This window comes from Stenotrophomonas sp. a6 (assembly GCF_030913325.1).
GTDB classification, from domain to species: domain Bacteria; phylum Pseudomonadota; class Gammaproteobacteria; order Xanthomonadales; family Xanthomonadaceae; genus Stenotrophomonas; species Stenotrophomonas maltophilia.
On sequence record NZ_CP133161.1, the window covers coordinates 2,058,854 to 2,074,766 of the forward strand.

Annotated in this window: 10 protein-coding genes; 5 read left to right on the top strand and 5 right to left on the bottom strand. The window is 66.2% G+C overall.

What is annotated here, in order from left to right:
• The first annotated feature begins 144 nt into the window (after positions 1 to 144).
• The 5 genes from Q9Q79_RS09595 (at position 145) to Q9Q79_RS09615 (ending at position 9,045) form a co-directional block, all read left to right on the top strand.
• A complete protein-coding gene (locus Q9Q79_RS09595) occupies positions 145 to 1,530 on the top strand; it encodes an NAD-dependent succinate-semialdehyde dehydrogenase (RefSeq protein ID WP_049460614.1) in 1,386 nt (461 codons plus the stop codon).
• 63 nt (positions 1,531 to 1,593) lie between these two features.
• A complete protein-coding gene (locus Q9Q79_RS09600; RefSeq protein WP_099527240.1) occupies positions 1,594 to 3,234 on the top strand; it encodes an acetolactate synthase large subunit in 1,641 nt (546 codons plus the stop codon).
• Positions 3,235 to 3,463: 229 nt separating this feature from the next.
• The gene (gene lysS, locus Q9Q79_RS09605; protein WP_201862409.1) at positions 3,464 to 4,975 is read left to right on the top strand and encodes a lysine--tRNA ligase; all 1,512 of its coding nucleotides are present in this window, start codon (positions 3,464 to 3,466) and stop codon (positions 4,973 to 4,975) included.
• A gap of 205 nt (positions 4,976 to 5,180) precedes the next feature.
• Positions 5,181 to 6,320 (top strand): two-component system response regulator, encoded by a 1,140-nt coding sequence (locus Q9Q79_RS09610; RefSeq protein WP_006364528.1) that lies wholly within the window; start codon positions 5,181 to 5,183, stop codon positions 6,318 to 6,320.
• Positions 6,321 to 6,864: 544 nt separating this feature from the next.
• A complete protein-coding gene (locus Q9Q79_RS09615) occupies positions 6,865 to 9,045 on the top strand; it encodes a response regulator (protein WP_180881253.1) in 2,181 nt (726 codons plus the stop codon).
• Positions 9,046 to 9,057: 12 nt separating this feature from the next.
• On the opposite strand, the gene Q9Q79_RS09620 is transcribed toward Q9Q79_RS09615, so the two are convergent.
• The 5 genes from Q9Q79_RS09620 to betI all read right to left on the bottom strand — a co-directional run bounded on the left by Q9Q79_RS09620 (position 9,058) and on the right by betI (position 15,912).
• Positions 9,058 to 9,927, bottom strand: coding sequence for a crotonase/enoyl-CoA hydratase family protein (locus Q9Q79_RS09620; RefSeq protein ID WP_012480080.1), 870 nt, complete (start codon positions 9,925 to 9,927; stop codon positions 9,058 to 9,060).
• Positions 9,928 to 10,127: 200 nt separating this feature from the next.
• Positions 10,128 to 11,804, bottom strand: a complete 1,677-nt coding sequence (locus Q9Q79_RS09625; protein ID WP_012480081.1) for a long-chain fatty acid--CoA ligase — start codon at positions 11,802 to 11,804, stop codon at positions 10,128 to 10,130.
• A gap of 222 nt (positions 11,805 to 12,026) precedes the next feature.
• Positions 12,027 to 13,709 carry a choline dehydrogenase gene (betA, locus tag Q9Q79_RS09630; RefSeq protein WP_012480082.1) on the bottom strand — a complete coding sequence of 561 codons (1,683 nt, stop codon included), beginning with the start codon at positions 13,707 to 13,709 and terminating at the stop codon, positions 12,027 to 12,029.
• Between the two features lie 101 nt (positions 13,710 to 13,810).
• Positions 13,811 to 15,283, bottom strand: coding sequence for a betaine-aldehyde dehydrogenase (gene betB / locus Q9Q79_RS09635; RefSeq protein ID WP_005409500.1), 1,473 nt, complete (start codon positions 15,281 to 15,283; stop codon positions 13,811 to 13,813).
• A gap of 38 nt (positions 15,284 to 15,321) precedes the next feature.
• A complete protein-coding gene (betI, locus tag Q9Q79_RS09640) occupies positions 15,322 to 15,912 on the bottom strand; it encodes a transcriptional regulator BetI (RefSeq protein WP_005409501.1) in 591 nt (196 codons plus the stop codon).
• Position 15,913: the final 1 nt, after the last annotated feature.

Below are 15,913 nucleotides of genomic sequence, written 5' to 3' on the forward strand. Positions count from 1 at the left end.
GGCGCAGCCCTGCCGAAAACCCCATTCAGGCAGGTAAGTGCAGGTCACAGGATAAGCAGACGCCTTGTTGCCTCCGCCATTCGGGTCCACATTCCTGTGCAGGAGACGGGCCACCGCCCGTTGTCGAGACAACAGGAGCCCTGCATGTCCGCTGCCCCCACCACCGCCATTTCCCGCGATCCGGCCACCGGCCAGCAGATCGCCAGCCATCCCTTCGCCACCGACGCCGAGCTGGAAACAATCCTGGATCGCGGCCAGGTCGGCTTTGCGGCCTGGAGCGTCAAGAACCTCGAACAGCGCGCAGACGTACTGCGTGCGATGGCCGCGGTACTACGCCGTGACCGTGAAAAGCTGGCCGCGCTGGCTACCGCCGAAATGGGCAAGGTCCAGGCCGAAGCGCTGGCCGAAATCGAGAAGTGTGCTGTGCTGTGCGACTGGTACGCCGACAACGGTGCGCAGTTCCTGCGCGACGAACCGACCCAGGTGCCCGACGACAAGGCTTACGTGTCATACCTGCCGCTGGGCGTGGTGCTGGGCATCATGCCGTGGAACTTCCCGTACTGGCAGGTGATGCGCGCGGCGGTGCCGATCCTGATGGGCGGCAACGGCTTCCTGCTGAAGCCGGCCGAGAACATCGTCGGTACCGCGCAGCTGCTCGACGCCGCATGGCGCGATGCCGGCTTGCCGGAGGGCACCTTCATCGCGGCCAACATCAGCCGCGAGGGCACCAGCCGCGCGATCGCCGATGACCGCATCGCGGCGGTGACCCTGACCGGAAGTGTGGCCGCCGGCCGCAGCATTGCTGCCCAGGCCGGGCAGGCGCTGAAGAAGGTGGTGCTGGAACTGGGCGGTTCCGATCCGTTCATCGTCCTGGCCGATGCCGATCTTGATGCGGCCGTCGATGCGGCGGTGGCCTCGCGCTTCCAGAACACCGGGCAGGTCTGCATCGCCGGCAAGCGCATCATCGTCGAAGACGCGGTCTACGATCGTTTCGTGGCGCAGTTCTGCCAGAAGGTGCAGGCACTGACCATTGGCGACGGCCGTGACCCGGCAAACCGCATCGGCCCGATGGCGCGCCAGGATCTGCTGGAGCAGCTCGACGCGCAGGTACGCGCTTCGGTCGACGCCGGTGCGCAGCTGCTGGTCGGCGGGCACCAGCTGGATCGTCCGGGTGCGTTCTATGCACCCACCGTGCTGGCCGGGGTTGAGCCGGGCATGCAGGCCTTCGATACCGAAACGTTCGGGCCGGTGGCCTCGATCAGCCGCGCCCGCGACGCCGACCATGCGGTGGAACTGGCCAACCAGAGCGAGTTCGGCCTCAGCGGCAACCTGTGGAGCGGCGACCGCGCCCGTGCGATGCAGCTGGCGCGCCGGCTGCAGACCGGCGGTGTATTCGTCAACGGCTTCTCCGCGTCCGATCCGCGCGTGCCGATCGGCGGCGTGAAGAAGAGCGGCTTCGGCCGTGAGCTCTCGCACTTCGGCATCCGCGAATTCGTCAACGCGCAGACGGTGTGGTTCGACAAGCGTTGACGCGCAGCTTCCATCCTTCCTGCAACGATCCACCATCAGTCCAGCGAAAAGGACGGCATTCCAATGTCCAAGGGTTCAGATCTGCTTGTCGCCGCACTTGAGAACGAAGGCGTCGAGCGCATTTTCGGCATTCCCGGCGAAGAAAATCTCGACGTGGTCGAGTCGCTGCGCCATTCCAGCATCGAGCTGGTCATCACCCGCCACGAGCAGGCGGCCGTGTTCATGGCGGCCACCTATGGCCGCCTGACCGGCAAGCCGGGCGTGTGCCTGGCCACGCTCGGCCCCGGCGCGCTGAATTTCACCACCGGCGCCGCGTATGCGCTGCTTGGCGCATGGCCGGTCATCATGATCACCGGGCAGAAGGGCATCGTCGCCAGCAAGCAGGCGCGCTTCCAGATCGTCGACATCGTCAGCACGATGAAGCCGCTGACCAAGCTGGCGCGTCAGATCGTCTCGGCGCGCACCATCCCGACCATCGTCCGCGAGGCGTTCCGTGTCGCCCAGGAAGAGCGCCCGGGCCCGGTGCTGCTGGAGCTGCCCGAAGATATCGCCGCCGATGAGGTCGAGGGCGTGGCGCTGATTCCGCCGCACGCGGTGGATCGTCCCATTGCCAGTCCGGAGGCGCTGGATCGGGCGGCGGAGATCATCCGCAACGCCAAGCGCCCCCTGCTGATGATCGCCTCGGCGGCGTCGCGGCCGCAGTCCAGCGAAGCGCTGTCGGCGTTCGTGTTGCGCGCCGGCATTCCGTTCTTCACCACGCAGATGGGCAAGGGCGCGGTGGCCGGTGGTTCGGGCCTGTACATGGGCACCGCGGCGCTGACCGAGCGCGATTACGTGCACATGGCGATCGACCAGGCCGACGTGATCGTGACCATCGGCCACGAGGTCACCGAGAAGCCGCCGTTCGTGATGCGCCCGGGTGGGCCGACCGTGATCCATATCGGCTACTCGCAGGCGGCCGTGGAGCAGGTGTACTTCCCGCAGGTGGAAGTGATCGGTGACATCGGTCGTTCGCTGACCCAGTTGGCCGATCGTATCGAAGGCGCGGTGCCGAACGCTGACGCGCTGCTGCCGCTGCGCGCGACCATTCTGGAACACCTGGCTGACCGAGCCGAGGAGGCTGGATTCACGCCTCAGCGGCTGGTGCACGACGTGCGCCAGGTGATGCCGCCGGACGGCATCGTGGCGCTGGACAACGGCATGTACAAGATCTGGTTCGCGCGCAATTACCGCACCCAGGTGGCCAATACGCTGCTGCTGGACAATGCGTTGGCGACCATGGGCGCGGGCCTGCCGTCGGCGATCATGGCTTCGATCCTGTACCCGCAGCGGCGGGTGCTGGCGGTGTGCGGCGATGGCGGGTTCATGATGAACAGCCAGGAGCTGGAGACCGCGCGTCGGCTGGGCCTGAACCTGGTGGTGCTGATCCTCAACGACGGCGCCTACGGCATGATCCGCTGGAAGCAGGCGGTAGATGGCTTCACCGACTACGGCATGACCTTCAGCAACCCGGATTTCGTGAAGTACGCGGAAGCCTACGGCTGCAAGGGCCACGAGGTGACCGCCATCGAGCAGTTCATCCCGACGCTGGAGGCGGCCTTCAACGAGGGCGGGGTGCACCTGGTGTCGGTGCCGGTTGATTACTCGGAGAACCAGCGGGTGCTGGTGGACGAGCTGCGGCAGGCGTTCCCCGGGAACAGGTAACGGCGAAGCAGGGTCGGCCGATCCGCCCGGTAGGTGTCGACCTTGGTCGGCACGCAGGACGCCAACCCAGGTTGTCGGCTACCGGGGGCATCGCCAAACGGGGTCAGATCCCTTTGCTGCGCAAAGGGATCTGACCCCTCTCCCGGCCGGGGCGGGGCGGTTTTGGTATGCTGGGCAACCGGCTGTGCCGGGCGCAAGATCCCCCTCACTACACGATTCCCGCAGATCCATGAGCGAAGCTACCGATACCCCCCCCGTCGACGAAAACAAGTTGATCGCCGAGCGCCGTGAGAAACTCAAAGCGCTGCGTGGGCAGGGCATCGCGTATCCGAACGATTTCCGTCGCGAGGACTTCGCCGGCCGCCTGCAGGACGAGTTCGCCGATGTCGAACAGTGGACCGCCGAGGCGCTGGAAGGCAATGGCCGCCAGGTGAAGATGGCCGGCCGCCTGATGGCCAAGCGCATCATGGGCAAGGCCAGTTTCGCGCAGATCCAGGACGAGTCCGGCCGCATCCAGCTGTTCCTGCAGGGCACGGTGCTGGGCGATGCCTATACCGCCTTCAAGGGCTGGGACGTGGGCGACATCATCGCCGTCGAAGGCGGCCTGACCCGCACCAGGACCGGCGAGCTGTCGGTCAAGGCCGAATCGATCCGCCTGCTGACCAAGTCGCTGCGCCCGCTGCCGGACAAGTGGCATGGCCTGGCCGACGTCGAGCAGCGCTATCGTCAGCGCTACGTCGACCTGATCGTGACCCCGGAATCGCGCGCGGTGTTCATCAAGCGCTCGAAGATCATCCGCGCCATGCGCGCCTGGCTGGACAGCCGCGACTTCCTGGAAGTCGAGACGCCGATGATGCATTACATCCCCGGCGGCGCGGCGGCCAAGCCGTTCACCACCCACCACAACGCGCTGGACCTGGACCTGTACCTGCGCGTGGCGCCGGAGCTGTACCTCAAGCGCCTGACCGTGGGCGGCCTGGAGCGCGTGTACGAGATCAACCGCAACTTCCGCAACGAAGGCGTCAGCACCCGCCACAACCCGGAATTCACCATGATGGAGCTGTACGAGGCCTACGCCACGTACAACGAGATCATGGACCTGACCGAAGGCGTGATCCGTGACGTGGCCAAGGCCGTCAACGGCAGCACCGAGGTCGAGTGGGACGGGGCGAAGATCGACCTGGGCCCGGCGTTCCGCCGTTGGCGCATGGACGAGGCGGTGCGCCACCACAACCCCGAGATTTCCGTCGCCGACTGCACCGACCGCGACGCGCTGCTGCGCCATTGCGAGCGCCTGAATATCCGCGTCAAGCCGTCCTACGGCTGGGGCAAGCTGCTGCTCGAGATCTTCGAGGCCACGGTCGAGCACACGCTGATCCAGCCGACCTTCATCACCGACCACCCGGTGGAAGTCTCGCCGCTGGCCCGCGCCAACGACAACGATCCGGGCTACACCGACCGCTTCGAGCTGTTCGTCAACGGCAAGGAGCTGGCCAACGGCTTCTCCGAGTTGAACGACCCGGAAGACCAGGCCCAGCGCTTCCAGGCCCAGGTGGCGGCGAAGGAGGGTGGCGACGACGAGGCCATGCACTACGACGCCGACTACATCCGTGCGTTGGAGTACGGCATGGCCCCGACCGGCGGCCTCGGCATCGGCGTTGATCGCCTGGTGATGCTGCTGACCGGCAGCAGCTCGATCCGGGACGTGCTGCTGTTCCCGTACATGCGTCCGGAGCAGTAAGTCGTCTTTTTGACTCCTGTTTGTGCGCGCCGTCGCGAAATGAGACGGCGCGATTGACGCCTCCCGCACTCGGCGTATCGTTAATGCACTACCTTGACGTCTGTTATGGCTTGATCGGCGCCAGGGGGAGTACGCATTGTGGAGAGTCCGCTTCACAATGTGATGACGATCATGAACCGGGACGCATGACACGGGAGTCAGGCCGATGCAGGGTGCGAGCGTTCGCAGCGGCAGGGTATCCTCGCCTGCTGATGATCCAGCATGGTCGAGAAACCAGGCAGAGTACGCGTTGAACATCGTCATTGTTGACGACCAGACGTCCGCCCGGACGATGCTGCGTCACGTCATCGAGGACATCGCGCCCGAACTGAGCGTGTATGACTTCGGTGATCCGCTGACCGCATTGGCCTGGTGCGAGGCGCATCCGGTCGACCTGCTGCTGCTCGATTACCGCATGCCGGAGATGGACGGGCTGGAGTTCGCCCGCCGTTTCCGCCGCCTGCCCAAGCATCGCGACATTCCGGTGATCCTGATCACCGTGGTCGGCGACGAGCCGATTCGTCAGGCGGCGCTGGAAGCGGGGGTCATCGATTTCCTGGTCAAGCCGATCCGCCCGCGCGAACTGCGCGCGCGCTGCTACAACCTGCTGCAGCTGCGCCAGCAGACCGAGAACGTGAAGCAACGCGCGTTGTCGCTGGAACAGCGCTTGCTGGCGAGCATGCACGAGGTCGAGGAACGCGAACGCGAGACCCTGTCGCGATTGGCGCGGGCGATCGAGTTCCGTGATGCCGGCACCAGTGCCTACCTCGAGCGCATGGCGCGTGTGGCAGGGCTGATCGCCGAGCAGCTGGGCCTGCCCGAAGACGACGTGCGACTGATCGAGATGGCGGCGCCGCTGCATGACATGGGCAAGATCGCCATTCCCGATGCCGTGCTGCTCAAGCAGGGCAAGCTCAACGACGAGGAGCTGGCGATCATGCGCCGGCACCCGCGCATCGGCCATGAACTGCTCAGCGGCAGCCAGAACCGCTTCATCCAGGTCGGCGCATTGATCGCGCTGCGCCACCACGAACGATACGACGGCAGCGGCTACCCGGATGGGCTGGTCGGTGAGGCGATTCCGCTGGAAGCGCGCATCGTCGCCGTGGCCGATGTCTTCGACGCACTCATCTCACCCCGTCCGTACAAGGAAGCATGGACCATGGAAGCCACACTGGCTTATCTGTACGCCCAGCGTGGCCGACTGTTCGACCCGCGCTGCGTGGATGCGCTGATGCGCGGTCACCAGCAGTTGATGGATATCTGCGCCCAGCACTCGACGGCATCGACGCGACCGGGTGGGTGACATGCAGGACCTGTTCGCACGCGTGAGGCGTCGGCTGGCGCAGCGTCCGGATTCGGAACATGGCCAGGCGATCGTGCGGGTGGTGCTGATCTCGCTGATCCTGGTCTATGTACTGTTGTCCGGTGCCCGCCTGCACCGGCTGGACCAGTACCAGGGCGTGCTGGCAACGGTGCTGACCGGGCTGGGCCTGTCGCTACTGCTGTTCGGTTGGCTGCTGTGGAAGCCTGAGCGCTCGGACCCGCGGCGGGTGGCCGGGATGCTGGCCGATTACGGCCTGATCGCGGTCGGCATGATCCAGATGGGCGAGCCGCTGGCGTGGGTGTACGCGGTGGTGATGTGGGTCACGGTGGGCAACGGCCTGCGCTTCGGGCCGCGCTACCTGGCTGCTGCCATCGTGCTGGCGATGGTCAGTTTCGGCACCACCGTGCTGTTGACCCCTTACTGGCAGGCCAACCTGGGCCTGGCCATTTCCCTGTGGTTGGGGTTGCTGGCAGTACCGTTGTGCTGCTCCTCCCTGCTGCGCCGAAGGATGCGACATCCGACCATGGATACGACGCCCGCCGCTGGCTCCGACAAGCGCTCGCTGCTGGCCCGCTTCAAGCAGCGCCTGTCCGGGCGCGAGGACAGCGAGCACGCGCAGAACCTGATCCGCATCATCATCACGGCACTGTTCATCAGCTATCTCGGCTGGCGCTCGCTGAGCGGCGGCGGTGAGGCGCTGACGGCGACGTGGCTGATCCTCGCCTTCGAGCTGACCATTTCCGCCGGCCTGCTGACCGCGATCCTGGTCAATCCGGGCGTGTCGCATGTGCGCCGGGTGATCGGCATGCTGACCGATTACACCTGCATGGCCTGGATCATGACCATCCAGGGCGAGCCGGCCGCACCGCTGTATGCGGTGATGCTGTGGGTGACGATCGGCAACGGCATGCGCTACGGCAGCACCTACCTGCGCGTGGCCACGGCCATGGGCTGCCTGGCCTTCCTGTGCACGGTGATGCTGTCGCCGTACTGGCGCGGTCACGATTATCTGGGCTGGGGCCTGTTGCTGGGCCTGGGTGCGATTCCGCTGTACTTCGATTCGCTGCTGCATGCCTTGACCCGGGCGGTGGCCGAGGCGCGCCAGGCCAACGAAGCCAAGAGCCGCTTCCTGGCCAACATGAGCCATGAGTTCCGCACGCCGTTGAACGGGCTGGCCGGCATGACCGAAGTGCTGGCCACCACCCGCCTGGACGACGAACAGCGCGAGTGCCTGAACACCATCCAGGCCTCGACCCGCAGTCTGCTGGCGCTGGTGGAAGAGGTGCTGGACATCTCCGCGATCGAAGCCGGCAAGGTGCGCGTGGAGTGGCACGAGTTCGCGCTGGCCGACGTGCTGCAGGCGATCAACCTGATCCTGACCCCGCAGACCCGCTCCAAATCGCTGGATTATCGCGTGCAGGTGGACGACAACGTGCCGCCGCGCCTGCTCGGGGATGCCGGGCATCTGCAGCAGATCCTGCTGAACCTGATGGGCAACGCGGTCAAGTTCACCGACAGTGGCTACGTGCATCTGCGCGTGTCCAGCCCCGATGCGCTGGGCAGCGAGCGGATGCGCCTGCGATTCGAGATCGTCGATACCGGCATCGGCGTGCCGGTGGCGTTGCGCGGACGCCTGTTCAATGCCTTCGAGCAGGGCGATGTCGGCCTGGCCCGTCGCCATGAAGGCACCGGTCTGGGCACCGCCATTGCCAAGGGCCTGGTCGAGTCGATGGGCGGGCAGGTCGGCTATGCGCCGAACAGCCCGCGCGGCAGCGTGTTCTGGGTCGAGATCACGCTGGACGTCGCAGACACCTCATCAGCCCCGGCGGTTCCGTCCGAGGTGGCTGAAGCCGGCAATGTCATCGCGTTTTCCAACCCCTTCCTGCGCCATCGTGCACGGGTGCGGAGCCTGCGGGTTCTGGTCGCCGACGACCACGAGGCCAACCGCATGGTGCTGCAGCGGCTGCTGGAGAAGGCCGGCCACAAGGTCACCTGCGTCAACGGCGGCGCCGAAGTGCTCGATGCGTTGGAGCAGGCCAGTTACGACGCAGCGATCGTCGACCTGCACATGCCCGGCATGAGCGGACTGGATCTGCTCAAGCAGTTGCGGGTGATGCAGGCCAGCGGCATGCCTTACGTTCCGGTCATGGTGCTGAGCGCAGACGTCACCCCCGAGTCCATCCTGCGTTGCGAGCAGGCCGGCGCCCGCGCCTTCCTTGCCAAGCCCGTGGTGGCCACCCGCCTGCTGGAAGTGCTGGCCGATGTCGCCGCCAACACCCGCGCCGAGCCCGGCATCCAGTCGGTGCCTGCATTGCCGGTCGGCGATGGCGTGCTCGATACCGCGGTGCTGGACGAGCTGGCGTCGCTGGGCATGGGCGATGGCTTCGAACGCAAGTTCATCGACCAGTGCCTGGCGGACGTCGACGCGAGCATGGGCCAGCTCCAAGGCTGCGGCGAGCGCCAGGCCTGGGAGGATTTCCGCGAGCACGCCCACGCGCTGCGCGGCGTGGCAAGCAACCTGGGGCTTGTCCAGGTTGCCGCCTCCAGTGGCGAAATCATGCGCATGGCGGACTGGCAGCTGAAGGGTGAATGGAGCTCCCGCCTCGGCAACCTGGCGACCGCTCTGCGCAACGGCAGGAATGCGTTGGCTGCCCGTAGTGCGGGGGCACCGCACCGCGACGACAGCGAGCGCAGCCCGTCCTGACCCGCCAGACGATCAGGCCGGGTCGCCATTGCGTCGGGCCTGCGCCCGTACCAGCCGATCCATGGTGCGCAGGGACTTCTCGCCGAGCTGCATCGCAGTGTCTACCCAGATCTCGGTGATCCGCATCATTTCATGCAGCGGCACCATGGTGGCGATCTCGTTGACCTCACGCATCGCCGCCCAGGCGTGCGGGATGCGTCGGCTTTCCTTGATCACCTGTTCGACTGCGGCAACACCTTCGCCCACCGGCACCACGATGTCGACCAGGCCCATTTCCTTCAGCTGGCTGGCGGTGTAGAGGTTGCCTTCCAGCATGATCTTCTCCGCCAGCCGCGGACTGATCCGCTGGCACAGGAAGGAGTAGGCACCCATGCCGGGGAACAGGTCGAACAGCACCTCCGGCAGGCCCATCAACACGCCTTCCTCGGCGACGATGGTGTGGCAGCTCAGTGCGGCCTCGAAGCCGCCCCCCAGTGCGTTTCCCTGGACCAGGGCGATGCTGTGGGCACGGGTGCCCAGGCCGGCATGGAAGGCATGCACGCCGCGCACGCAGCGCTGGGCATAGTCGAGCAGGCGGGCACGGTCGCCTTCGCGGATCAGGCGGCAGAACAGTTCGAGATCGCCGCCCAGGTTGAACACGTCGCTGTCCGAGGCAAGTACGACATGGGGTGACAGAGCGTGCGAGGCGCTGAGGCGATCGCCCAGTTCGCGCTGGTAGTCGACGATGTCATCGACCAGGCGCGAGGCGAAGCACGGCCGGCCTGGCTGGTTGACCAGGTTGGCGTGCATATGGATCCAGTAAACATCCCGCTCGGGTTCTTCGGTGATACGCAGGGTAGGGTGCTGCGAGGGACGGGTAATGATGGGACGTACTGCAGACATGGGAGTTCTCCGTGTGACCGTCCGGCCAACCGCAGAGCGGACGGAGAGGAGTGAGGGGGCGAGCTGAACATGCGGCGGCGACTGATTCTATGCACCCGTCGTGAACCGCCCGCAAGCGCCGGGCCGGCCATGTTCCGGCAATAAAAAGACCCCGCCGTCTCCGGCGGGGTCCCCTGTACTGTTGTGCCGCCCGGAAACCCTTACTGGGCGGGCGTATCACGCAGCTCGCGACGGAGAATCTTGCCGACGTTGGTCTTCGGCAGCTCCTTTCGGAATTCTACGATTCTGGGGTGCTTGTAACCGGTCAGGTTGGCCCGGGCATGTTCCTTGACCATTTCCGCGGTCAGGTTCGGGTCCTTCTTCACGATCACGACCTTCACGACCTCGCCGGACTTCTCGTCCGGGACACCGACCGCAGCCACTTCCAACACGCCGGGCATCATCGCGATGACGTCCTCGACCTCGTTCGGGTACACGTTGAAGCCGGACACCAGGATCATGTCCTTCTTGCGGTCGACGATGTAGAAGAAGCCCTGTTCGTCCATCTTCGCCATGTCGCCGGTGTGCAGCCAGCCGTCGGCGTCGATGGCGGTGGCGGTTTCCTCCGGGCGCTGCCAGTAGCCCTTCATCACCTGCGGACCCTTGATGCACAGCTCGCCCACTTCGCCCAGCGCCAGGATGTTGCCGTTGTCGTCCTTGATGCACGCATCGGTGGACGGGATCGGCAGCCCGATGGCGCCGTTGTACTCGGGCAGGGTGAGCGGGTTGATGCAGGCCGCCGGCGAGGTCTCGGTCAGGCCATAGGCTTCGACCAGGGTCACCCCGGTGACCTTCTTCCAGCGTTCGGCCACGGCACGTTGTACCGCCATGCCGCCGCCGAGGGTGAACTTGACCGAAGAGAAGTCGATCTCGTCGAAGCCGGGCGTGTTGAGCAGGCCGTTGAACAGCGTGTTGACGCCGGTGATGGCGGTGAAGCGGGTGCCCTTGAGCTCCTTGACGAAGCCCTTCATGTCGCGCGGGTTGGTGATCAGGTGGTTGCAGCCACCGAACTTCATGAAGACCAGGCCGTTCGCGGTCAACGCGAAGATGTGGTACAGCGGCAGGGCAGTGATGATCACTTCCTTGCCCGGCTCGATGCCCGAGGTGGACAGCCACGCCGACGCCTGCTGCATGTTGGCGATCAGGTTGCGGTTGGTCAGCATCGCGCCCTTGGCCACGCCGGTGGTACCGCCGGTGTACTGCAGGAAAGCGATGTCGTCGTGGTCGATCTCGACCTTCGGAAGCGCGTGGCGGCTGCCCAGCTTGAGCGCCTGCCTGAAGCGGACGGCGCCCTTGATGTGGTAGTTGGGCACCATCTTCTTGACGTACTTCAGCACGAAGTTGACGATCGCGCCCTTGGCGCCGAGCAGGTCGCCCAGGCCGGTGGTGACCACGTGCTTGACCGGCGTATCGGCGATGACCTGTTCGACGGTGTCGCCGAAGTTGTCGACCACCACCAGCGCACTGACGCCCGCGTCGACCAGCTGGTGCTTGAGTTCGCGCGCGGTGTACAGCGGGTTGACGTTGACCACGGTCAGTCCGGCGCGCAGCACGCCGAAGGTGGCCACCGGGTACTGCAGGCAGTTGGGCATCATCAGGGCGACGCGGTCACCCTTCTTGAGCTTGAGCTCACCCAGCAGGTAGGCGGCGAACTGGGTGACCAGCGCATCGGTCTCACCGTAGGTGAGCACTTTGCCGAAGCTGGAGTAGGCCGGACGGTCGCGGAATTTCGCGACGGAAGCGTCGAAGACCGAAGCTACCGAATGGAACTCGTTGACGTCGATTTCGGCGGGAACGCCTTTCGGATAGCTCTGCAGCCAGGGACGATCCAGACTCATATTCCCCCTCCAGGAATCGTGATGTATTAGGTTCCGGCCCTGAGCGTAGCGACAATGGCCGTTCATTGCAGCATACCCCGCCGTAGGGAAAACGCGAAGAGGCCCCGAAGGGCCTCTTTGCTTGGTCGTGCCGGCCGCTGGCCGGCGTCTGCGCTCGATCGGGATTCCGGTGGATGCCGGCCAGCGGCCGGCACGACCGTGTCGCCAAGCCGGGCGCTTGCGTCAGTCCTGCTTGCGCACCGGTGCACCGTTGGCCTTGTAGTACGGCGCGGTGCTGCGGGCCAGCGGGGTGCGGCCGCGGATCACGTCGGCCAGCTTCTCGGCCATCATGATGGTCGGCGCGTTGAGGTTGCCGGTCACCACCTGCGGCATGATCGAGGCATCGACGATGCGCAGGCCTTCCAGCCCGTGCACGCGGCCCTGGCCGTCGACCACCGCCATCGGGTCATCGGCGTGGCCCATCTTGTTCGAGCACGACGGGTGGTAGGCGGTCTCGGCATGTTCGCGGACGAACGCATCGATCTGCGCATCGGTCTGCAGCGCGCTGCCCGGGGAAATCTCGCGGCCGCTGTACGGTGCCAGCGCCGGCTGCGCGAAGATCTCGCGGGTGATGCGGATCGCCGCGCGGAACTCGCGCCAGTCCTGCTCATGCGACATGTAGTTGAAGAGGATGCTCGGATGTTCGCGCGGATCCTTCGAACGCACGTGGATGCGGCCGCGGCTGGGCGAGCGCATCGAACCGACGTGCATCTGGAAGCTGTGCGCCTTGATCGGGTTGGAGCCGTTGTAATTGATCGCCACCGGCAGGAAGTGGTACTGCAGGTTCGGCCAGTCGAATTCGGCGTCGCTGCGGATGAAGCCGCCGGCCTCGAACTGGTTGCTGGCGCCGATGCCGGTGCCCAGGAACAGCCACTCGGCGCCGATGGCCGGCTGGTTGTACAGCTTCAGTGCCGGTGCCAGCGAGACCGGCTTCTTGCACTCGTACTGCAGGTACATCTCCAGGTGGTCCTGCAGGTTGGCGCCGACGCCCGGCAGGTGGTGCACCAGGTCGATGTCCAGGCTGCGCAGCAGGTCGGCCGGGCCGACGCCCGAACGCTGCAGGATCTGCGGCGAGGCGATGGCGCCGCCACACAGCAGTACTTCGCGGCGCGCGGTGGCACGCTGCGGCTGGTCGTTGCGCAGCCACTGCACGCCCACCGCACGCTTGCCCGAGAACAGGATGCGGTCGGTAAGCGCGTGGGTGACGATGGTCAGGTTCGGGCGCGGCTTGGCCAGGTCCAGGTAACCACGGGCGGTGCTGGAGCGACGGCCCTTCGGGGTCACCGTGCGGTCCATCGGGCCGAAGCCTTCCTGCTGGTAGCCGTTGAGGTCGTCGGTGCGCGGGTAGCCGGCCTGTACGCCGGCTTCGACCATCGCAGCGAACAGCTCGTTGTTACCGGCCTTCGGCGTGGTCACGCGCAGCGGGCCGTCGCCACCGTGGTAGTCATTGGGGCCGATGTCACGGGTTTCCGCCTTGCGGAAGTATGGCAGGCAGTCCAGGTAGGTCCAGTCTTCCAGGCCCGGCATGCTGGCCCAGTTGTCGTAATCCATCGCGTTGCCGCGGATGTAGCACATGCCGTTGATCAGCGACGAGCCGCCCAGGCCCTTGCCGCGGCCGCAGTCCATGCGGCGGTTGTTCATGAAGGGCTCGGGATCGGTCTTGTACGCCCAGTTGTAGCGCTTGCCCTGCAGCGGGAAGGCCAGTGCCGCCGGCATCTGGGTACGGAAGTCGAGCCGGTAGTCCGGGCCACCGGCTTCCAGCAGCAGCACGCTGACATCGGCATCTTCGGTGAGGCGGGTAGCCAGCACGTTGCCGGCCGAACCGGCGCCGATGATGATGTAGTCGTACTCGTTGTGGGTGCTCATGGGTGTCTCCTGCAGGCCGGGGCGCGCTGCGTGCAGGCGTCCCGGCGGAATGTCGGATCGGCGCGGTGGCCGGACGAGGGTGCGCGCTCGGGGCGCGCCGGTCAGAACACGCTGGCGTAGTCGCCCAGTTCCACCTGCACCGACTTGATGCGGGTGTAGTGGCCGAGGGTGGAAATGCCGTTCTCGCGGCCGACGCCGGATTCCTTGTAGCCACCGACCGGCATTTCGGCCGGAGACTCACCCCACGTATTGATCCAGCAGATGCCGGCTTCCAGGCGGTGGATGATGCGGTGGGCGCGGCTGATGTCCTTGCTGACCACGCCGGCGGCCAGACCGAAGGTGGTGTCGTTGGCGCGACGCACCACTTCGTCTTCGTCGTCGTAGGCGAGGATGCTCATGACCGGCCCGAAGATCTCTTCCTTGACGATGGTCATGTCATCGCGGCAGTCGGAGAACACGGTCGGCAGAACGTAGGCGCCATTGGCCAGCGCGCCTTCGGTGGCACGGCCACCGCCGGTCAGCAGGCGGGCGCCTTCGGCCTTGCCGCTTTCGATGTAGCGCAGCACGTTTTCCATGTGCGGGAAGCTGGTCAGCGGGCCGAAGTTGGTTTCGGCGGCCATCGGGTCGCCGATGCGGATGCGCTTGACGCGCTCGACAACGGCGGCCTCGAACGCGGCGAGCATGCTGCGCGGCACGAACACGCGGGTGCCGTTGGTGCAGACCTGGCCGGAGCTGAAGAAGTTGGCCATCACCGCGATGTCGGCGGCGCGGTCCAGGTCGGCGTCATCGCAGATCACCAGCGGCGACTTGCCGCCCAGCTCCATGGTCACTTCCTTCAGTGAGGAGGACGCGGCGCTGGCCATGACCTTCTTGCCGGTGGCGACGCCGCCGGTGAAGGAAATCTTCTCGATCACCGGGTGCTCGGTCAGCCACTGGCCGATCTCGCGGCCCGGGCCCTGCACGACGTTGAACACGCCAGCCGGCACGCCGGCTTCGGTGTAGATCTCGGCCAGCCGGATCGCGGTCAGCGGGGTCACTTCGGAGGGCTTGAACACCATCGCGTTGCCGGCAGCCAGCGCCGGGGCCGACTTCCACATGGCGATCTGGATCGGGTAGTTCCAGGCGCCGATGCCGGCGACCACGCCCAGCGGCTCGCGACGGGTGTAGAAGAAGCTCGATTCGCGCAGCGGCAGCTGGATGCCTTCGATGGCGGTGGCCAGGCCGGCGTAGTACTCGACCACGTCGGCGCCGGTGACGATGTCCACGGTGGTGGTTTCGGCCAGCGCCTTGCCGGTGTCCAGGGTTTCCAGGTGGGCCAGCTCGTCGTTGCGCTCACGCAGGATCTCAACGGCGCGGCGCAGGATGCGCGAGCGCTCCATCGCGGTCATCGCGGCCCACACCTTCTGGCCTTCGGACGCGCTCTGCACGGCACGCTCGACGTCGGCCTGGCTGGCAACCTGCACTTCGGCGATCACCTCACCGGTGGCCGGATTGACGGTCTTGAAGGTCTTGCCGCTGGTGGCATCGACGCGCTGGCCGTGGATGTAGAGCTGTTGGACGGGCAGGGTGGTCATGGGGCGTACTCCTTGGAAGGGGGCGGGTGCTGGAGCGCTTATAGCGCGACAGCCTGCAACTGGAAGTCGATGTAGCCGTAAGCGATGCGCCGGGACTTCTCGGCGTTGAACTGGCCGCCGACCAGGCTGCCGCGCAGCCACAGGCCATCGATCATCGCGGCCAGCCCGCGGGCGGCCAGGCGGGCCTGCGGGTGGGGCAGCAGGCGGTTGAACTGGTGGCACAGGTTGGAGAACAGGCGCTGGTCGTTGGCGCGCTGCAGCCGGGCCAGTTCCGGCTGGTGCATGCTCGCGGCCCAGAAGGTGAGCCAGACGCGCATCGCGGTGCCGTTGATCTGGCTGTCGTCGAAGTTGCCGTCGACGATGGCGCGCAGCTGCTCGCGTGGGTCGTCGCTGGCGTCGGCGCGGTAGCGGGCGACCGCGTCCTTCAGCTCGCGCAGGATCTGCCGCATTGCAGCATTGAGCAGGCCGTCCTTGTCGCCGAAGTAGTGGGCGACGATGCCGCTGGACAGCCCTGCCTTCTTCGCGATGGTGGCGACGGTCGCATCGGCCATGCCGATCTCGTCGATGGTCTGGAAAGTGGCCCGGATCAGCTGTTCGCGCCGTACCGGTTCCACGCCTTTCTTCGGCATT